Source organism: Phormidium sp. CCY1219, assembly GCF_035615515.1.
Classification (GTDB): Bacteria; Cyanobacteriota; Cyanobacteriia; order Cyanobacteriales; family Laspinemataceae; genus CCY1219.
In genome coordinates this window covers 14431-35082 of sequence record NZ_JAJENT010000620.1, presented here as the reverse complement: position 1 = coordinate 35082, position 20652 = coordinate 14431, and the positions used below count along the sequence as shown (strand labels likewise).

Genomic DNA, 20652 nt, shown 5'->3' with positions numbered 1-20652 from the left:
GGGGGACCGGGGGTCAGTCGCTCGGCTTATATCCCCACGGATAAATCCGGGGGCTTTACGCCGATTCTCGGTAAAAGACCGCAAACCAACAATCCCTACTCTTGATGCGCTTGCAACCAAGCGTCTAAATCTTCAATTCCTTGAAAATCTAACAGCTCCTCCCCCAAAGACTCCAATTGCGGAATCGAAAGACCTTGCACGGTGTTAATGCGATCGGGCGTCACTTCTCCAAACCGGCGATCGAGCTGACGCAAAATTAGATTCGCTTCTCCTTCTTGGCGTCCAATGTCGCGAACTTCACGATAAAAACGAGTTTGGGTGACATCTGTAGTCTTGAGATCCAACATATTGCGTATTTCCTCAATGCTTAAAGTGGTAAACTTATTTACCAGTATAGCTTCCACCACATCTAGGTATTTCTCAAACTATTTGGGCGTTTGGGCGCGGTTTAAAATCGATTGGGCTAATGCAGAAGCTTCCTCCTTGGGAACAACCACTAATTTGAGTAGGGATAAATTTGAACTGAGATTTTCTCGGGAGAGTAAATCTTCTAAATACAACCGCGCCACTGAACTGGATAACAAGTTTTGATACGGAACTGGCGAGCCTAAGTTCACCGTTCGATTTCGCAGGATTAACAACCCTTGCCAGGGTCGGGTAATGTCGTATTGCAGAAGATAGCCAAAGATGCTGGAAAAATACCGGGCGTAAAATCTGCGATCGCTTTCCATTTGCGCTTCGAGAAACACCAATGGCAAATTAACATCATCGGAAACCGGGGTCAGCAACCCATCGAGTCGGAGTTCTTTTTCTTTGACCACTGGCGCGTTATAGTCAAATTCACAGTCCCTGGGAATCCCTGGTAAGAGTTCGGAAATTAGACTGGGTTGCGTCAAGAAAATTCGATAAAATAGTTTGTCAGTTTTCATTTTGCTAATTGATTTCTAACTCATTTGTAAGGCGAATCAGCTTAATTATTGTCCGGTGAGCTAACCCACCCTAGGATTAGATGGCTTGTTGAAAAAAGTAGGAACAAGACAGTGCCTTGTCCTGTGTTCCTATTCCTCCCTGTATGAATGACTGGTATGCTTCATCACTATATGCTTTTAAAGTCCACGATTGCGCCTTCCATCGCGCCAGGGGCTAGTTTGTGGGGAATTATCCCAGGGGTAAACGAGACAATTTGCTGTCTTTGTCAATTCTTACAGACTGATTGTGGGCACAAGGCATCTGGTGGTTATTGGGTGGAGTGAAGGCGATCGCTGTTTTTTGGTGTGGGAGCAAACCATTTCTTGTGCAGTCTCTCTTTCTGGGAAAAATTTTGGGGTGTAAATTCTCTGCGATCTGAAAAAGGCAGGATTGGAAAAATTTTATTTTGCAGGTTGATATTTCCCTTTGAGGTGGTGGATGAGCAAAATCTGCGATCGCCTTCTCGACTGATTCAGGTTTTTTTTGCAATACTCAATTAATTATCTGCAATATGTTTGAGTCTGCTTGAGCAACATGACCTATGTGAAGGAGTTCCACATTTTTTAGAAATGCAGGAATAGAAGTGGCGATCGGATTGCGCTTTTAGATTTTTCGCTTTACCCTTGCGTATCTTTGACAAAATAATGCCTAGGTGTTTGGTGGGGAGGACTTGAGAAGGAGGAGTTAGGCGATCGCCCTAGCCAAAATCTGGAATCAAACGCCAAGAGAACAGCCACAAAATTAGATTTGTGGCTCGTTTTTGGGATCCAATGTGGAGGGCCTAGGGAGAAAAACGAGTTGGAGGGACATCCGCTTTTCTGAAATCCAACAGATTGCGTGGCTCGTCAAGGATGGAATGCTCAAACTGATTGACGAATATAGCTTTGCCTAAATCTAAGGAGTTTTGAAATTCGACCTGAGTTAGAGCGCTCCTTAAAATGGATTTGGCGAAGGAGTGTTCGTTTAAAAGAATTTTTTATGCTAAGGCAATTCGTTTTCACGGTTCTAAGTCTGTGGATTTTTTTGGTGAAACACTGAGTGGGTGTCACGAATGGCTAAACTTAATATTGATACTTAAAGGGGTTATAACATAGCCTCTGGACGAGACAATCGCTTTTGTTTATATAGAGCATATATTTTATGCTAACTATAAATATTACGGTGCCGTCTATTTACGGGAGATTTGCATAAAGAGGTTAACTATATATATAAAATTCACGATCTGCATCAACGTCATGTATAAAATAAAGTCCAAACCTGAGTGGTTAAAGGTAGCGGTTAGAGAAGTATTTTTAGCTGGCCATTAAAGTATAAAATCGAATTGGGAATAAAGTTGAGGTCAGATTGAATCTTGGGCAATGGGAAAATTTGGCAAACGTGCCTTTAGGGTAGAAACCGAACCCCGATGATAGCGGGGAATTCACGGGACATCATCAAGGGAAACAGTAGGCAAAGGGCGATCGGGCTATGAAAAGGCATTGATATAGCCTCCGGAGGAAGAGGTTTAAAAAGAAGTCGTCCGGATAGAGGCGCGATCGCCCATCGCGGCGGTATTTCAATCCCCTGCGTTCGATCGCCGTTTCACCGGACATGAGATGACTGGCGGCTTTTGTCAGGCAAATTTGGTATGATTTGTTTGGTAATTTTTCTGAGCCGGATGTGGTAGAACTGTGACGAGATTTGTAATGTGGAGATTGCCGACCTGGGCTGACTCCTACGCCTGACAAAACGCTTAAACTAGATTGAACCACTCATCCCCACTGTAACCTTGACTCGATCGCGTTATTGGCAACTGCTACCTTACCTGCAACCGCACTGGAAAACCATTGCCCAGGCATTAGTTTGCACCCTCATTTTCACCGTTTTTTGGCCGCTACAAGCGTGGCTGGCGGGGCGATTGGCCAATTATATTGGCGAAGGCAATGTGGGAGCGATCGCGCGCTTGGCCGGTTTTGGGGCGTTAATTTTCCTCGGGCAAGGACTGGTACAATACGGACAAGATGCGCTGATGGCAAAAGCTGCCCTAGCGATCGCCCTCGACTTGCGGAAACAAGCCTACGCCCACTTACATCAGCTCAATTTCGGCTTTTTTGAAACGACAAAAACCGGGGATTTGTCCTATCGCCTCACTGAAGACATCGATCGCATTGGCGAAGTGGTTAATAAAGTATTCCATCAGTTTGTCCCCTGCATTTTACAACTGCTGGTGGTTCTGGGATATATGATTTATCTCAATTGGCAACTGACCCTGGCAACCTTGGCGATCGCGCCCATTATGGCGGTTTTAATTAGCTGGTTTGGGCATCGATTGCTGATAGTCTCGCGCACCAGTCAGCAGCGGATTTCTAATTTATCTGCCTTGATTTCGGAAGTTTTTAGTGGAATTCGATTGGTGCAAGCATTCGCGGCATCGGAGTATGAAATCCATCGGTTTGCAATGGAAGCAGAACACAATCGACGGGTGAAATATCGGGCCGAACAGCTCAAAGCAATTCAGTTTCCGGTGGTAGGATTTCTAGAAGCCTTAAGCGTTTTGTTGCTCTTTTTTCTCGGGGGATGGCAAATTTCTCGGGGCAATTTAACTGGCAGCGAATTTGTCAGTTATGTGGCGGCGGTGGCGCTGATGATTAATCCCATTTCCCTGACCACCAGTAATTATAATGAGTTCAAACAAGCAGAAGCTTCGGTAGACCGGATTTTTGAATTGTTTGCCGTGGAACCGACGGTGGTAGAAAAACCAGGGGCGATCGCGCTTCCACCAGTGAGCGGAAAAGTGGAATATCGCGACGTAACCTTTGCCTATCCGAAGCGAAGTGTAGGGAATGGTAAGGAGAAATCGGGACATGAAAAACCCGCCCTGGAAAACTTGAGTTTGTTGGCATTTCCTGGAGAAGCGATCGCCTTAGTCGGTCCCTCGGGGGCGGGAAAAACCACGTTGGTGAATCTTTTACCTCGGTTTTACGACGTGCAAATCGGCGAAATTTTTATCGATGGAATCGATATTCGGGACGTGACCATTCGCAGTTTGCGCCGTCAAATTGGAATTGTGCCTCAAGAAACCATTCTATTTACTGGTACGATCGCCCAAAATATTGCCTTCGGACAAGTGGAATACGACCTGGATCGGATTGAAGAAGCGGCAAAAATTGCCAATGCAGATGAGTTTATCCGTCAGTTGCCCGATGGATATCACAGTTGGGTGGGAGAACGGGGGGTGAATTTGTCCGGGGGTCAGCGACAGCGAATCGCGATCGCCCGGGCGGTGTTGCTCGATCCGACAATTTTAATTCTCGATGAAGCGACATCGGCGTTAGATTCGGAATCGGAAACTTTGGTGCAAGAAGCATTAGAACGAGTAATGAAAGACCGCACGGTTTTTACGATCGCGCATCGCCTCGCTACAGTTCGTCGCGCCGATCGCATTTTGGTATTAGAACAGGGGCAGATTATTGAATCGGGGACTCATCAGGAATTGTTGGAAAAAGGGCAACGCTACGCGCAGTTTTATGCCCAACAGTTTCAGTAATCCCGGGATTGCAATGGGGGTGAATTTTTGGATGCGATCGGATGGGTTGAGTGTTAAGGAAAAGGCGGGAAATTGAAATCGCGCCTTTGCTTTTCTGGCGTCCGCCTACGCGGAGTGATTTTTTACTGCTTTCTAACCGCTACTATACGGATGTTTAGAGGGTTTGGAGATATTCGAGCAAGTCGGCCATTTCTTGGGGTTTGGGTTGGAATTGCGGCATGGGGGGGGTTTCGCCGCTAATGACTTGGTGAATGATGCTGACGCGGGATTTGCGTTGGGAGACACCGGTCAGACTTGGCCCGACCTGTCGCCCATTTTTGACGCCATGACATCCGGCGCAGTTCATCTGAAAAATGGCATGACCTTGAACCGGATCGCCGTTGAGGGTTAGGACGGTTTCCATGTAGGGGTCGCTGACTTGCAGTTGGGTAACGGTGAAGACTGTAGCGGCGATCGCCGCAATCACCATTGCCAGAACCAGGACGCTTCGCAAGCGCCTCTGCGTCGCCCCGTTAGCATCGGTGCGACTTTCCGCCTCTGGTTTGGTCAGATCGTTAGTCAAGGCAACTGTGATTCTGGGTGAATGGACAACCAACTGTTTGTTTTATAACATATTGTAAACGACCCGCCCTGAGTGGGGGGCGAGAGACCTCATCCATCGTCGGAGTTCTTTCGCCGATTCCCGTGGCGCGTCACTTCTGGCAGATGTCGGGATGATTTGCGGCAGAAATATGCGAAAATAGCCACAACCATTAACCGCAAACCACTCACCCTTAGTTTGAAAAGGAGAAGCTCAACGTGGTAGAACCCTTACTCTCAGGTATCGTACTCGGTTTGATTCTCGTCACCCTCGCCGGTTTATTTTTTGCCGCCTACGATCAGTACAAACGGGGCAATCAGTTGAAACTGTAAGGGAATAGCGAGTTTCTGTCATTACCGAGCATCGCCTGTGGATGCTGTTGTAGAGGCGTTGTCGCTAACGTCTCTACAATCCAATTCTTTTTCCCCGGGATGCAACCGCTTGGGAGAACGGTGAATTACTGATTATCAGTTGGCAATTCGCTATGGCAGAAGAAGGTTAAAGCGGTGTTTCCGTAGACTTTTTGGCGACAAATTTCTAAGGGGGGAATGGGTTCAAAGGCACAGCGATCGCGCTGGTGTTCGGCGGCGAATTCCCCGTGGGGGGCGAGAAGTTGGTACGAGGCGATCGCCTGAATAACCGGTTGATAGAGAGTGCCGGCATAAGGCGGATCGAAATAAATGCGATCGAACTGCTGACCTTGGAGGGTTTTTAAGCGCGTCGCCACATCAGCGCGCAGGACTTTATAGGTTTGATGTTCTCCCGCCACCGGTTGCAAATTTTGCCGAATGATGTTACAGGCGCGAGGGGACTGTTCGATCGCCACCACCTGCGCCGCGCCGCGACACAAGGCTTCTGCACTCATCGTACCATTGCCGGCGCATAGATCCAACCAGCGACAATCGGCGATCGCCCCTTGCCAAATATTAAATAAAGCTTCGCGAACCCGAGATGGCGTAGGTCGAGTTTGCTGCCCGGGTAAAGTTTTGAGTAAGCGATTCCCATAAATTCTCAAGCTCATAGTAATAGAATACTGCATTTTTGGGCGATCGCGCTCCCATCCCTTGCAGATGAGGTGCCTCCCGAACCGGATTGCGAGATTGGCGATCGCCCCCTCGCAATCCCGCGCATCTTCCGCCAAGCAAATTACACCGAATAAGCAATTGCCAATTGTCAATTGTTAGTTGTCAATTAACGAGGGCGATCGGGCACGGAAGGCATTTTCCCAGAGATTATACCTTGCACTTATTCAAGCATAAGTGAGCTAAATGATTTACGTAAAGAAAAAAACCGGGAATAATTTGCGAATAATTTGCGATTTATTTTTCGGGTCACAGTGAAAGTGACGGGATGTGAATGGGTAAAGTTCCCAGTTGGTGAAAGATATTAAGGGAAACCTGGGTACAATCGAAAGTAAGGCAATAGATATGAATAATAGCAGAGAGAAAAGCACCATGACTTAACCGAGAAAAGCGGTTTAAGCCCCGCACAGCAGTCCCGAAAAACCGTATTTCCCCTAATCGCACAGCCGGGAAAGGTCGTCAAACATGGCATTGTTTCACTTTTGCTGTAAGATACAAGTTCAAGTGATGGGGAGTCGGTCGAGTTGTGCCAAAATAGGCGATCGGCTTGTTATGGTCACAATGCGAAATCCGCCTATGAAACATCGGTTTAAAGTTAGCCCGCGTAGGCGGGCTTAGTTCGGGTTTAGCCCTACCCTTCGAGGCTGCGGATTTTTGTGAGAATTTGGCAGCATGCATCATGTATCGATTCAGAGGTGTTCTGATGAAAACAACGAATCAAAAAAGGAATCTTTGGTTGCTAAAATACCTTCAATATTTGTCTGAAAAGCAAACCACTGGAGGTTGGAGCTTGATTGGCTGGCTAATTTTTCTTGTAATTGCGGTTAGCCTCTTGGCGGCACTTAGTTTGCCGAGTTTTTTAAGCCAAGCCAATAAATCAAAGCAAATAGAAGCGCGAAACAATATTGGCGCTTTAAATCGCGCCCAGCAGGCGTACATTTTAGGAGAAAATCAGACGCCACAGATGCCGGTGCAAGAATTCGCCACTACCGAGGAATACAACATTATTACTGAAAATACATTTCAGTCCGTTAGCCTGAATCCCCTTTCCACCTTTTCCATTGATGTAGACACCGCATCCTACAGTAACATTCGCCGATTTATTAATAACGGGCAGTTACCGCCAAAAGATGCAGTAAGAATCGAAGAATTAATTAATTACTTTACCTACGATTATCCGCAACCGGTAGGAGACGAACCCTTTGCGATCGCCACCGAAGTTTCTCAAGCCCCCTGGAATCCGACTCATAAATTAGTTCACATTGGCTTGCAGGGAAAACAGCTTTCTTCCGAAGAATTTGCCCCTAGCAATCTAGTTTTTCTGATTGATGTTTCCGGATCGATGAGCGCTGCAAATAAGCTGCCCTTGCTGAAATCGTCCTTGGGATTGCTAGTCGATCGCTTAACCGAAAAAGACCGGGTATCGATTGTGGTGTATGCAGGAGCAGCCGGTTTGGTATTACCGCCCACCCCTGGGGATAAAAAAGGCAAAATTTTGGCAGCCATTAACCGCTTGGAGGCGGGGGGGTCTACCGCTGGAGGGCAAGGAATAAAACTGGCGTATGAGATGGCGAGACAAACCTATTTACCGGATGGAAATAACCGGGTAATTCTTGCCAGCGACGGGGATTTTAATGTCGGAATTTCCAGCGAAAGCGAATTAGTGAGGCTGATAGAAGGGTATCGCGATCGGGGTATATTTCTCAGCGTATTGGGATTTGGCATGGGCAACCTGAAAGATTCCAAAATGGAGCAACTCGCCGACAAAGGCAACGGCAATTATTCCTATATTGACTCCTTCGCCGAGGCGAAAAAAGTCCTAGTTACGGAAATGGCAGGCACCTTATTTACCATTGCCAAAGATGTGAAAGTGCAAGTAGAATTCAATCCGGCAAAAGTGCAAGCCTACCGTCTGATTGGCTATGAAAATCGGCGGCTTCAGGCGGAAGATTTCCAAGACGATCGCAAAGATGCGGGAGAATTAGGCGCGGGACATTCGGTAACGGCACTTTACGAAATCATTCCCGTGGGAGTAGAAAACGATGTGAATTTACCTCCAGTGGATGAGTTGCGATATCAACAAGAATCCGCCAATCTAGGGAGCTATCTCAGCCACGAAATCATGCTGGTTAAATTGCGCCATAAAGCCCCGGATTCAACCCCCTCCCAGCTCACCACTCACTCTGTGTCAGAGAGTGACGAAGTAGCCCTAGAAAACAGTTCCGAAAACTTCAAATTTTCGGCGGCTGTGGCAGAATTCGGCATGATTTTGCGAGACTCCGAGTACAAGCAAAACGCCACTTTAGCGCAAGTGCTAACACTGGCCAATCGCTCGCGCGGAGCCGATTTAGAAGGCTATAGGAAAGAGTTTATTCAATTGGTTAAACAAAGCCAAAGACTGATAGCAGAAGCAGCCGCCCATCAGGAAAGCGACCCGCCGAATCAACCGAACCAGTTTACTGATTCGATCGCCGAACTCGGAGTAGGGATGCTCTCTGAAACAGCGGAATATCGGTATATCATAGAAAAAGCGAACGGGGCTGTGTTTAACTACGCGATCGCCAAACATGAGGAAAGCAAAAGTTACGTGGGCGGGGTATTTTTATTAGACAACGACCGCTCACTCTCGGTTCTGTGTGAAGCGCAGGTTGGCGGTCCGGTAAAACTCCCCGTCCCCACCCTAATCAATGGCGTTCCCACGTGCCCGTCTGGCACTCATACCTTGGGGAATTAGGCACTTTTACAGCAACAGTTGCGCCTTAAGCAAGGCTGCAAATTATTTTGCACATTGATTGAGGTCGATCGACTTAGACTACTATCGTTCCGCCAATGCTGACCTGCAAGACTTCGATAACCCAACCCTACTCGACCATCTGCTCAACTACGGTATCGATGAAGACGAATTTGTTGATAAAGCAGGCGAATACGACTTAGCCTTAGCCCTGGGTAACGGCTTTGAACTGGCTCTCGGAGAACTGTATGGTGAACCCACTGACTATCAGCTAGGGAATGCTCCTGAAGACTTACCTGCGGGCACGGCTATCTTCAAGACTACTTGGGGTGAAAACGAGCTGATGGCAATTGTGGTAGATAATTCAGCTCTGAGTGTAGAGGATGATTGCTTCAGCTTTGTGTGAGAAGCGCTCTAGCGGCATGCAAGGCGATCGCGCTCGGAGGTTAACCCATCTTATCGCGATCGCCCAATCACCCGCCATCAAGACCCGATTAACTTCCTCCCAGGAACTTCCGAGTTGACAGGAACAACTTCGGCATTGAGTTTCCTGGAAGAACACAAGGCATGGGGATTGGCAACAATCCCCCAGCGGGGGGGCATGTTGCCCCCCAACTCCCGGGGAGAATCCATACCGAGGTTTGCCATATCATCAATTGATGACATTCAGATGTTTTCCCTGCATTTTATGTCAAAATATCAAAAACCTAGAGTGCCATCTACATCTATGAAGCCAAACACCGCTTATCTCAGCCTCTCCCTTTCCCTCGTCTCCTGGCTCGCGATCGCCAGTCCTCCCCCAGTTCTGGCGCAAATCGTCCCGGATGCCACCCTGCCCAACAATTCTGCGGTGAATGTAGAGGAGCAAGTGTACCGGATTACAGGTGGTACGGCGGCGGGCAGTAACTTATTCCATAGCTTTCGCGAATTTTCCCTTCCCACAGGGGAGATAGCACATTTCGATAATTCTGTCAATATCCAAAACATCTTTTCCCGAATTACCGGCGGTTCTATTTCTCACATTGATGGAATTATTCAAGCCAATGGTAATGCCAATTTATTTTTAATGAACCCCAATGGAATTCTATTCGGACCCAATGCTAGATTGAATATTGGAGGGTCATTTTTAGCCACCACAGCCAGCAGTATTGAGTTTAGCGATGGTTCGTTTAGCGCTACCGAACCGCAAACTGCACCGCTATTAACCGTCAGCGTTCCCATCGGCTTACAATTCGGAAACAATCCGGGGCGAATTGTGTTTGAAGGGCAAATGATGAATCAGCCGAAATCCTTTCCGACAATCCCCCTATTGTTGGGGGGTCAAGAAACCGTACAAATTACCAACCAAATCGTCGAAAATATTTTAAATCGTCCCATTGGGCTGCAAGTATTTCCGGGAAAATCCATTGCTTTTGTGGGTGGAGAAATTGACATCATGGGGGGAAACATCACCACGGGCGGAGGACGAATTGAGTTGGGAAGCGTGGGGGGGAACAGCCACGTTCCCCTCAATCAAACGGCATTAGGCTGGGGGTTGGGATACGAAACGGTGGAAAATTTCCAGTCTCTACGCCTGTCGCGCCAAGCTTCTCTGAATGCCAGCGGAATTGGGGGTGGAGAAGTGCAAATCAGGGGGGGAGAAGTGACCTTAACCGATGAATCTGCGATCGCTTCTTTTACTCTGGAAAATAAAAATGGTGGGGAATTATCCATCCAAGCCGATCGCTTGCAGATTCAAGGAGGTTCCTTGGTGGGAACGGGTACCGGCGGCATCGGCAACAGCGGCGATATTACCATTACCACTCAAAACCTCACCGTACAAGACCAAGGAATTATCGAAACGGGCACCCTCAGTAAAGGGAATAGCGGCAATTTAACCATCCGCGCCACAGAATCAGTTAAGGTGTTCAACAATGGCTTTATCCTTTCTAGCTCTGTGGGAGAAGGAATGGCCGGTAATATTGTCATTGACACTCAACGATTAACCTTGCAAAGTGGCGGCGAAATTGCATCGGGAACTGGGGCTTTCGGTGACGGTGGAAATGTCAGTATTCGTGCCTCTGACTCGGTAGAAATCCGGGAATACGATAGTGCTGTGTTTACCGATTCCCTGGGGTCTGGAACCGCCGGAAACTTAACTATATTGACCGGAAAATTGCTGATTGCAGACGGTGGCGGTATCTCAGCTTCTACTCGAAATGCGGGTCAGGGAGGAACGCTTAACGTAGAAGCTTCTGAGTCCGTAGAAATCAGGGGAATGTCAGCAGATGGTCGGTTTAAAAGTGGCTTATTTGCTTCATCTGGAATTGAAGGATTTCCAGACCAACCTACTGGAGATGGCGGTAACTTATTGCTGACCACTGGAGAATTGATAGTTCGAGATGGTGCTCGCGTGGGTGTGGGGAGTCTGGGCACAGGAAATGCAGGAATTATGGAAGTTTATGCAGATTTTATTCGGGTAGAAAACGGGGGAGAAATTAATGCAGCCACTTTTTCCGGTGAAGGCGGAAATATTATCCTGAATTCCAATCAATTAATGTTGTTCAGGAGCGGCAATATTACCACGAATGCAGGGAGTAACAATGGCGGAAATATCACTATCGATACGGATACGTTAGTAGGGTTGGAAAATAGCGATATTACGGCAAATGCTCGAGAAGGAGTGGGAGGACAAGTGAGCATTAATGCCACTGGTATCTTCGGTACTGAATTTCGAAAAGCAGAAAGTCCTCTATCAAGCGATATCACGGCAACTTCTGAATTAGGAGCGCAATTTAGTGGGGTGGTGGAAATCAAGACGCCTGAGATTCAAGCTACTGCTGGGTTAGTGGAATTGCCGAATAATTTGCTCGATGTCGCTAGTCTGATGGGGCAAGACCCTTGCAAACAAGACCAGAATAGCGAATTTATCGTGACTGGGCGAGGCGGTTTGCCTCCCACACCGTTCGATCCACTTACAGGAATGCGATCGCTGGTAGATCTGGGAGTTTCTCTTTCTGTTTCTTCGGAAAATCAGATCCCTTCGAGAAGCGATCGTATGACTTCTCCTCCGTTAATCGAAGCGACTGGATGGAAAAGAAATGTTGATGGTACAATTATTTTAACTGCTGATGGAGGCGATCGTTTTAATGAGTTTTCAGCACCACCGGATTGTAATAAATAAATTTTATCCTAGATTTTTCCAATTTTTATCTTTTTATACTGCTACTTCGTTGAGTCAATTAATGTGTCAATCAATCTGGGGACAAAACATGATTTTATCGATTGGCAAACGCTAGTTTTAGGAAATTTAGCAGCCATGAACAAAAATTCTTCTATAAATGAGGGCAGTGGCTGTGGATTAATCCTAGCATTTTTTGGCATGTTAGTTTTCTGTTTTGTGGGGTCTTTTATCTTAGGTTGGAGTATTGTAGGGCCAGAAGTTTATGATTTTACGGTGAATCCAACAGGGCAACGGCGTTTTGCCAATGAGGATGATGCGCTTTTAGCGGTAACGTTTTCTCATCTCTTGTGTTGGTTGGGTTTAGTGGGCATCAATAAGCACCTAAGCCAATCTATTTTGGGCACTATTGTATGGTCTTTATGCGCTTTACCTTTCTTTTGGAAGTCGTGGTTTTTACTGGTGATGATTATTATTTTATTGCCAGAATAATCTCTTATCCTGTGAAATAATTTGAAAAAAGATTCGCGGCTGCTGCGATCGCTTTCAACCGATCTGCTGCATTTATAAAAAAGAGCGATCGCTCTCCTGTTTTACCCCGATCGCTGTTGGCTCAACATATCGTAAGCGTAGCGAAAATCTTCTGTAGTAATCTGAATCGCTGCCGGATCGCTTTTCCCCAAGCTACGATAGCGACGGATCGCTTCCACTGCAGCGCGATCGCCTAACAGTGCCAAATCCGCGCCATTCCATCCCTCTGTAATTGTCGCCCACTCGGACAAATTCACATTGGCTAACGGGCGATCGTGATTGTGGACTTGCACAATTCCCAAGCGAGTGTCTACATCCGGTAAATCTACCACGAATTGCAAATCAAAACGGCCCGCTCTCAATAACGCCGGATCGATCGCATCGCGACGATTGGTTGCGGCGATCGCTAACAGATTTGCGTGGGTTTCTAACCCGTCTAATTCAGTTTGTCCTTTCTCCTGGATTATTTGTCCTTTGTCCTTTGTCCGGTGAAGGATTAGGAGTGACAAATGCGACCCCAGCACAGTGCTTGGGGGGTTGGAAAAAGGTTCGGCATTTTTTAGAGAGTTTGACTCTAATCTAACGATTTATCCCTCACTCGGCCTTCCTCTACAGGCAGATTTGCCCGGAAGTACGTTCCTCCGTCTAGAGGTAGAGAACTCTCGGAAATTTTACCATTTCTGCACTCAGAAAGGCAATTTCGGTTTGGAGCATTCAGCTTGGAGTAGCGCTCTCGATCGCCCTAAAGCGCTACTGCGAACCTCAGACCCTTTTTAAAACAACAAGTTTGCTGCGCCTTTGATTTGCTCTAACGGTTCCACCGATCGCGGTAACACGGGCAATCGAACGATTTCGAGTTCTGGAAAGCGATCGCGGTCGATTTCTTGCAGGTGGCGATAGCGATTATGCACCACATACCGTTGCGGTACTTCCATATTTTGCAAGGATTGGATTAACCTCACTTGTTCCGCCACAATTGCCGTTTGCGCTTGGATGACGCCGATAAATTCAGTGTGAGTGGGGTCTTTTAACTTCTTCTGCGCTTTGACCACTTGTTTTCGCAGATTCCGCAGTCGTCCCATGAACTCCACGCGCCCTAACACATTTTGATATTTCATCCACAGTTTGAATATCCACGCCAACCAATCAGCGAGTGCGGAAGGCATTTCTAAAAAACGCAACAGATGACCGGTGGGGGCGGTATCGAGAATAATTAAATCTTGTTCTTGGCGCTCCAATAATTCAATCACAGCAATTAAGGAGAGCATTTCATCAATTCCGGGTAATGCTTGGGCGACAATTTGTCGCCAAGCTTCCGGGGTATAAGCGATTTTTACCGCACCGGGTTGGGGGCTTTCGCCGCTAATCATGGCGGCTAATTCCCACAAATAATCATTCCTAAACTGTTCCAAAACAATTTTAGCATCGATTTCTTGTCCGCTTAAGTTGGCAGTGATTTCTGTGGGTTCATGTCCCATTGGTTGTCCGATCGCATCTCCTAAGGAATGCGCCGGGTCGATAGAAACCATGCGTATCTTTTTCTCGGGATAGCGATGGGCTAACCCCCACCCGATCGCCGCCGCTACAGTGGTTTTTCCCACCCCGCCTTTCCCGCCAATTAAAATCAATCGGCGACCTTCTGCAATAAAATCGCTGAAACTGGGGGGAATTTTTTCGGGCCAAGCGAATGACGCTGCTGTAGCGGGCAAGATGGTATCAATCTTTTCCATCTGCGGAATTAGGCTATCTAGCGCCGCATTTCCAATAGGTTCGGACGGTTGTTCGGAAAGGAGAAATAGGGGTTTATTCCCCGCCAAATGCAGGAAGTTTTCCAGCAGTTGTTGCTGTTCGCCATAGCGGTCTACATCTGGGTCATCTGGGGGTAAAATGTGATTGGCAAATAGACCGCCAAATGGGATGTAAAGCGCTTGCAAATTGGCGATAAACCGTTCGGTTTCTAACAGGCTCATCGGTTCGGCGATCGCCACCACTAAGCAAGCGGTAAATGCCTCATCTTGCAGCAAGCGTTTCCCGTCGGCTAAATCGGCTTTCATCTGGGTCAAAAATTCATCAATCTCATCGCCAGTGTACTGTCCCTTAAAGGTTTTTGCCATGTGCCGATGCTTTTCTTGGAACAGTTCCAGGGAATTTAAAACAATCTCTAAAAAATCCTTAATTCCGAACAAATTTAAGGTATGACCGGAAGGAGCCATATCGACCACAATCCGGTCTACTACCTTTTCATTCAGCAACCGTTGGATTTCCAGCAGTCCCATAATTTCATCTAATCCGGGCCATTCTAAATCCCACACCGGGGTTAAATCTTCTCCCTCAACAAAACTCCCCCGTTCGACTAATACTTCTAGAAAGTTACCGTATTTTTCTTTAAATTCGAGCAGTAATTCTGTGGCGGCGATCGCCCGCACGCTTAAGTTGGGCAAATCGGGCAAAGGTGCGGCGGTATGTCCCACCTGAAGTTGCAGCACATCGCCTAAAGAATGGGCCGGATCGGTGGATAGTAACACAATGCGTTCCTGGGGAAATAATTTCGCCCACTGTCTGGCAAATGCACAAGCTAAAGTGGTTTTTCCCACGCCTCCTTTCCCGCTAAACATTATCAGATTAAGCGAGTTGTAAAGATTGATTGGATGATTCATTTCCCCGCTGACACTCATCAAAACCTCCCAATTTTTTTTGTTCTTCGTGCGGTTGATGTTCGGGAGTCAGATTTTGGCCTGACATTGCGCCCGGTTGGGGTTAGGAAATCGGCACCTCCACTTCGGTCCAGGTTGCGCCTACCAGTTTAGCGCGCCCGGGATGGGAAGCGCGATCGCCAAGCATTTCACCCTCTCCCTCATTCAAGGGTAAATAATAGCTTAACCCCTCTTCATCGCCTGTCAAACGACGGTTCAAGTCGGCGCGAATTTCTGCCTCGGTGCGCGCCACACTCCAAATCCGGACTTCTGCCATTTTTCCCGCAAAAAAGCTCTCGTGGGTTTGGGTGATTCTACCGCCGAGTTTGCCCACCCAATAGTCACTCTGGGGGCGAGAAAAGCGATCGGGTGCGGGTTTTTTTGCCACCGGATCGCCGTTGCGGTAAAAGCGAGATTCCCCCCCGTCTTTCACCCAGGTAATGTGAACCCAGGATTGTACGGCGGGGAAAAAGTCGATTAGCACATCGGCATCTGGGGTGGCGACACCGGGAACCCCGAGGTGATAGTATAAGGCGCGATCGTAAGGACAGAGGGAGAGGGCGGGGGCACAGTCTTCTCCGAACCCCCGTTTGCCTAAAATTCCGTGCCACGCGCCATCGTCGAGGGTGGCGGGTTTGACCCAGAGGGAAATAGTAAAGGTGGTATCGTTGGCAAAGGGATTGTCTAGTTTTATATAGTCGTCTGCCCCATCGAAGGCGATCGCCGGTTGTTGAAACTGTTGCACCGGCGCAGGTGCTTCCCAACTGGCGATCGGCACCTCCATTTCCGTCCAAGTCGCCCCGCAAATTGTGCCATCATTGCCGGGATGCGCCAAATCCCGCGCCAGTTCCCCGGTTCCTTCATTCAACGGCCAATAATAGGCCAATCCGGCTTCATTCCCGGTTAAGCGCTGCTTCATATCGGCGCGAATCTCGGACTCGCTGCGGGCAATCCTCCAGATTCTCACTTCGCTCATGGCACCGCAGAAGTGCCGAATCGTCGCTCGTCCGGTATCTATCTTGCCCAACCAGTAACTCGTATGGGCAGCAGTATAAAAGCGATCGCTGGCGGGGTGGGTGGCATATAACTCGCCGTTGCGGTAAAAGCGATACTCGCGCCCTGCTTTCACCCAGGCGATGTGAACCCATTCTCCAGGGTCGGGGTGAAAGAAGTTCGGTAACGTTCCCATATCGCGATTGTCGGGGTCGCTGGGGTGGTGGGTCTGATAGAAGAGGGCGCGAGTCTGGGGGACAATCCACAGTTCGGGTTTGAAGTAGTTGCGCCACCATCGCTTCCCGAGGATGTATGAATAGGGAGCATTGTCCCGCTGGGCGGGTTTTATCCACAGGGAAATGGTAAAGGTGGTGGGGTTCTCGAAGGGGTCGCCGATTTCTACATAGTCATCTTCGCCATCGAAGCACAAGACGGGCTGTAATTCGTCTGGGTGAGAGTCGGAAGTCGCCAGGGGCAAGGCCGATCGCCCCCAGGTCGCGCCGATGATTTGACCGGGGTGGGGACGGGCGGCGCTGTCGGTTACGATTGTCCCTTCGCCTTCATCTAAGGGCCAGTAATGAGATAAGCCGGCTTCCCCTGCAGGGAGGGCACCGGCAAACTGGCGGCGTATTTCCGCGAGGCTGCATACTATATCCCAAATTCTCACATAGCGGAGGGAGCCGGCGAAATAATTATCTCCTCGACCAATAAAATACGTCGAACTTGTATAGACCATATCGGGCGCGGCTTCGATCGCAACTAACTCGCCATTGCGATAAAAGCGGTATTCGGTTTCTTCTTTCACCCAGGTGAGGTAAACCCAGCGATCGCGCGCCACAAAGAAGCCATCCAGCGTGCCGGCATATTGTGCGCTACCGTCCGCCTCCCAGGAATCGTAGTGCAATGCACCCTTTTTCGGGGCGAGGGCGAGTCCGGGGGAATGGGGTTTTTCTCTCCCACTGTCACCGATAATTCCTTGCCAACCGCCCTCTAACATTGTCGGTTTTACCCACAGGGAAATCGTAAAGCGGCGGGGGTTGGAAAAGGGGTTTTTCAGGGCGATATAATCGTCGATTCCGTCAAATTGCAAGCCGGATTTTTGGGCAGTAACAATGGCGCGGGGGGAGTCTTTAGCGGCGGATATGGAACAAGTCTGGGGGACTCGAAGGGTTTTCCATTTCCCTCCGTGAATCGACCCGTGATTGCAATTGTCGGTTTTATCGTAAACCGCGCTTCCTTCTCCTTCATTCAAGGACCAATAGCCGATTAAACCGGGTTCGTTTCCGCGCAAACAGCCGTTAAAATCGGCTTGAATGTCCGATCGCGACCGCGCGGTGTTCCAAATTCTCAGTTCTCGAATGATTCCTTGATATCCTTTCCGATGGGGACGAGAATTGCCGACAAATACGGTTTGCGGGGGGAGAAGGGGCAGGGTTTTATCTCTTCCGCTTTGCCACAATTCTCCATTGCGATAAATATTCATTTCCCCGGTAGTGGCACTTTTGGTAAATGCCCAATGAGTCCAGGTGGGATTCGGGTTGGGTTCGAGGAGGGTTTGTTCGATGCGATCGCGCTGAGTTCCGGTGGGGTCGGATCCGCACTCAAATCCCACCCAACTGCTATCCCAAGAGAGGTGAATGTTCAGCGATCGCACCCCGGATCGGTCGAATGCAGCGATCGCGCTACCGTTTTGATTCGCCGACCCTTCGCCAAAGGTCCAAAAACTCACGGTGATTTCATCGCCGCCAGGAATGCTCTGGCGCGGGAGTTGAATGCGATCGCTTTGCCCGTTCAATATCAACACCGACTGTTGCGGCAATTCGGCATTTTCTGCGCCGAGGGGGGGTTCCGGTTCTTTGAACTCGGGTTCCGCCGGGGCGGAGGAGGCGCAGGCTGCAAGGGTGTAAATCTCTTCCCCAGAGAGGGTTTCGTCCCACAGGCGCACCCGCGCGATCCGACCGTGAAAGAAACATGGACTGGCTCCGCTTTGGTGGGTTGCCCCTGCGCCCACATGCAGGGGTTGGGCGGCGTTGGGTTGAAATTGAATCCGCTGGCGTTGGTCTACAATCGCCCCGTTGAGATAAAATGTGGCCGTTTGTGTCTGGGAATCGTAAGTGCCCGCCAGATGCGTCCAGACCCCGGATTGGGCAAACGGGCCGCACAAAATCACCCAGGGAAACCGGGCAATTCCGCTTCCGAGCCAAAATTGCCATTGTCCCGCCGGGTTGATACAAAAGAGGTATCCTCTGCGTCCCTCGCTTTCCGAACCGCTGACAGAGGTTAAAATGGCGCGATACCCCAGTCCCCCCTGGAATTCTATCCACATTTCGATGGTAAAGTCCGGCGGGTTGAATTTCGCACTATAGGGAACTTCATCATCGCGAGTGCCATTAAACTCCGCAATGGCGGAAGGAGAATAGCCGAGGTCCACTTCTGTCATGGGTCATTTCTCTCCTGGGTCATCGATCGTTGGTTATGGGTCGGTTGACTAACGAGACCCCACGGCGATCGCGGTTTGAAACAGTTCTTCAAGCACCGATCGTCCTTGGGTGTGAGAAACTTTGGCGCGCGAGATGAGGACATCGGCACAAATGTCGCGGAAGTCTGGGTTGGTGGGGTCTACGGGAATGTCGTTGGGTTGGCACACGGTGGCGATTATCAAACAAGCGCGCAAACCGGAGGATTTTTCCGGGGTCGTGGTGCGTTCCCGAAAGCGCTTGACGAGGGTGACAATGGTGGATGCTTCGGACCGACTCAAGCCGGATTTTTGCACGACAATTTCTTGTTGGGTCAGTTCGTCGGGTTCGGGGAGGTCGATGGTAATTAGCCGATCCATCAAGGCGTCTTGGGCTTCGTGAACGCCGCAATATTCTTCGGGATTGGAGGTAAAGATAATCCGGAATTGAGGATGGGCGCGAATGTATTCGGGTTGCTGGGAACTGGTGGGTAGAACTAAGAGTTTTTCTTCTAATACGGGGAGAAGAACGTTGTTGACTTCCGGACGAGAGCGATTGAATTCGTCGTAAATTAGGGTTAAGCCTTCGCGACAAGCGGTGGTTAAGCGCGCATCGACCCAGGATTGGCGAAATTCATCTTCGACTTTGACGACGGTGTGGATGAAGTTATCCACCACTTTTTTGCGGTTGTAGCCGCGTTGGTTTCCGACTAAATCGGAGGATTTGTATTCGTCATCGCCAAAGATAAGGACAATCGGGCGTTCCAGCAAATTTGCCAGATGAATGGCGAGGGTGGTTTTCCCGGTTCCTGCCGGTCCGCGCAGGTGGATGGAAAATCCCGCTTGGAGATAGCGCAAAGCGCGCCGGGTCAACCGATGGATGCTGGGGGTATCGACAAATTTCTGGGAGTTGGGTTGCAAAACTGTGGTCACGAGTTAACTTCTCCGCATTAGATCGGCGCTGGCGATTCGTTTAGAAGTTGTGAATTTTTATGGGATGCGAGGGTTTTGCTCGCTACTGGAGTAGCTAGGGATACCCTCGCACCCGCCGTTAGAATTGGGCAAATTATGGGGAGTTGTTATTGCGATCGCTCCTTGGGTTGGGGGGATGCAGGGGTGGGTTTCTGCGGGGGAGTTTTGGACGCCTGGGGCGGTTTTCCCCATACGTATTCTCGGATGGCGCTGTAGTCGGCTTGGCGCTGCTGTCTTGCGGCGTACCAGACTTGCTGCTGTTGCGATCGCGTGTCCTCTCGCACGGTGGCGACAGTGGTTTGCAAGGTGTTGTGAAAGTCGCTCAAGGAGTTTTTCAGCGCTTTCGCCATTGTTTCGCGGTGGCGCTGGATCTCGGATAGGTCTTTTTGGGTGCGATCGCGGCTTTCTTGCACCTGCTGTTGTCGCAGTTGGATTTCTTGTTGACGCTGCTCTCGGGCGGCGTTCCATTGTTCTCGCAGAGACATGATTTTTCTCCTCAATGGCCCTTCGGCAACCCTGGGGTGCAGTTGCGCCCGCAAGCGTCGCCCTAGGTGGTTTCGCGGTCCTCGGGCAAAAAGCACCTGCGGCTGCGCGATCGCAACTCGCAGGTTTGATTTTTTAATGCCCTGTGCTAGCTTACACCGCTGGGACTGCAGCTTGAGAGGTCAGGCCCACCGCTTCCGCATATTTCAAATAGGTTTCCACGGATGCAACCACCACTCTCGCTTCGATCGCTATCAGTTCGATTCCCACGAGGGATACCCGCGCCCATACATCGATTACTACTCCTTTATCCAAAATGCGATCGACTACTTCTGCCAAACTCGAAGAAGAGTTTACTTTTTCCACAGCCATGATGTTTTCTCCTGTCCTTCAGATAATTTGCTGACCTATTTTCAGGTCATTTTTGCTCGGTTCTATCGTTTCGCATACAGGCTGAATTCCCACCGGATCCATCCT

At 49.1% G+C, this 20652-nt stretch carries 17 protein-coding genes; 6 read left to right on the top strand and 11 right to left on the bottom strand.

Annotated features, from left to right (window positions below):
* Positions 1 to 95: 95 nt before the first annotated feature.
* Complete coding sequence (locus tag LKK83_RS17670; RefSeq protein WP_324632574.1) at positions 96 to 347, bottom strand: DUF4351 domain-containing protein; 252 nt, start codon at positions 345 to 347, stop codon at positions 96 to 98.
* Positions 348 to 425: 78 nt separating this feature from the next.
* Entirely contained in the window at positions 426 to 929 is a 504-nt protein-coding gene (locus tag LKK83_RS17665) for an Rpn family recombination-promoting nuclease/putative transposase (protein ID WP_324632573.1), read from the bottom strand.
* 1808 nt (positions 930 to 2737) lie between these two features.
* Here LKK83_RS17665 and LKK83_RS17660 point away from each other — a divergent pair.
* Complete coding sequence (locus LKK83_RS17660) at positions 2738 to 4495, top strand: ABC transporter ATP-binding protein (protein WP_324632572.1); 1758 nt, start codon at positions 2738 to 2740, stop codon at positions 4493 to 4495.
* Between the two features lie 154 nt (positions 4496 to 4649).
* Here LKK83_RS17660 and LKK83_RS17655 read toward each other — a convergent pair whose 3' ends face one another.
* Entirely contained in the window at positions 4650 to 5057 is a 408-nt protein-coding gene (locus LKK83_RS17655) for a c-type cytochrome (RefSeq protein WP_442957328.1), read from the bottom strand.
* 236 nt (positions 5058 to 5293) lie between these two features.
* Here LKK83_RS17655 and petG point away from each other — a divergent pair, with 236 nt between their 5' ends.
* Positions 5294 to 5407 carry a cytochrome b6-f complex subunit V gene (gene petG, locus LKK83_RS17650; protein WP_324632571.1) on the top strand — a complete coding sequence of 38 codons (114 nt, stop codon included), beginning with the start codon at positions 5294 to 5296 and terminating at the stop codon, positions 5405 to 5407.
* Between the two features lie 125 nt (positions 5408 to 5532).
* On the opposite strand, the gene rsmD is transcribed toward petG, so the two are convergent.
* Positions 5533 to 6096, bottom strand: a complete 564-nt coding sequence (rsmD, locus tag LKK83_RS17645; protein WP_324632576.1) for a 16S rRNA (guanine(966)-N(2))-methyltransferase RsmD — start codon at positions 6094 to 6096, stop codon at positions 5533 to 5535.
* A gap of 764 nt (positions 6097 to 6860) precedes the next feature.
* Between rsmD and LKK83_RS17640 the strand changes: the two genes are divergently transcribed.
* Both LKK83_RS17640 and LKK83_RS17635 read left to right on the top strand, forming a co-directional pair.
* Positions 6861 to 8891: a YfbK domain-containing protein gene (locus LKK83_RS17640; protein WP_324632570.1), complete on the top strand. Its 2031-nt coding sequence runs from the start codon at positions 6861 to 6863 to the stop codon at positions 8889 to 8891.
* 58 nt (positions 8892 to 8949) lie between these two features.
* Positions 8950 to 9294 (top strand): hypothetical protein, encoded by a 345-nt coding sequence (locus tag LKK83_RS17635; protein ID WP_324632569.1) that lies wholly within the window; start codon positions 8950 to 8952, stop codon positions 9292 to 9294.
* 77 nt (positions 9295 to 9371) lie between these two features.
* Here the strand turns inward: LKK83_RS17635 and LKK83_RS17630 are convergent, their stop codons facing one another.
* The gene (locus LKK83_RS17630) at positions 9372 to 9554 is read right to left on the bottom strand and encodes a hypothetical protein (protein ID WP_324632568.1); all 183 of its coding nucleotides are present in this window, start codon (positions 9552 to 9554) and stop codon (positions 9372 to 9374) included.
* Positions 9555 to 9615: 61 nt separating this feature from the next.
* On the opposite strand from LKK83_RS17630, the gene LKK83_RS17625 reads away from it, so the two are divergent.
* Positions 9616 to 12051: a two-partner secretion domain-containing protein gene (locus LKK83_RS17625; protein ID WP_324632567.1), complete on the top strand. Its 2436-nt coding sequence runs from the start codon at positions 9616 to 9618 to the stop codon at positions 12049 to 12051.
* A 63-nt stretch (positions 12052 to 12114) separates the two neighbouring features.
* A complete protein-coding gene (locus tag LKK83_RS17620) occupies positions 12115 to 12540 on the top strand; it encodes a hypothetical protein (RefSeq protein WP_324632566.1) in 426 nt (141 codons plus the stop codon).
* A gap of 101 nt (positions 12541 to 12641) precedes the next feature.
* Here the strand turns inward: LKK83_RS17620 and LKK83_RS17615 are convergent, their stop codons facing one another.
* The 6 genes from LKK83_RS17615 to gvpA form a co-directional block, all read right to left on the bottom strand.
* Positions 12642 to 13088: an ATP-binding protein gene (locus LKK83_RS17615; RefSeq protein ID WP_324632565.1), complete on the bottom strand. Its 447-nt coding sequence runs from the start codon at positions 13086 to 13088 to the stop codon at positions 12642 to 12644.
* A 264-nt stretch (positions 13089 to 13352) separates the two neighbouring features.
* Positions 13353 to 15236 carry an ArsA family ATPase gene (locus LKK83_RS17610; RefSeq protein ID WP_324632564.1) on the bottom strand — a complete coding sequence of 628 codons (1884 nt, stop codon included), beginning with the start codon at positions 15234 to 15236 and terminating at the stop codon, positions 13353 to 13355.
* A 100-nt stretch (positions 15237 to 15336) separates the two neighbouring features.
* Positions 15337 to 18705 (bottom strand): LamG domain-containing protein, encoded by a 3369-nt coding sequence (locus LKK83_RS17605; RefSeq protein WP_324632563.1) that lies wholly within the window; start codon positions 18703 to 18705, stop codon positions 15337 to 15339.
* Positions 18706 to 18753: 48 nt separating this feature from the next.
* The gene (gene gvpN, locus LKK83_RS17600; RefSeq protein WP_324632562.1) at positions 18754 to 19653 is read right to left on the bottom strand and encodes a gas vesicle protein GvpN; all 900 of its coding nucleotides are present in this window, start codon (positions 19651 to 19653) and stop codon (positions 18754 to 18756) included.
* Between the two features lie 146 nt (positions 19654 to 19799).
* Complete coding sequence (locus tag LKK83_RS17595) at positions 19800 to 20177, bottom strand: hypothetical protein (RefSeq protein WP_324632561.1); 378 nt, start codon at positions 20175 to 20177, stop codon at positions 19800 to 19802.
* 151 nt (positions 20178 to 20328) lie between these two features.
* Positions 20329 to 20547, bottom strand: coding sequence for a gas vesicle structural protein GvpA (gvpA, locus tag LKK83_RS17590; protein ID WP_324632560.1), 219 nt, complete (start codon positions 20545 to 20547; stop codon positions 20329 to 20331).
* Positions 20548 to 20652 lie beyond the last annotated feature (105 nt).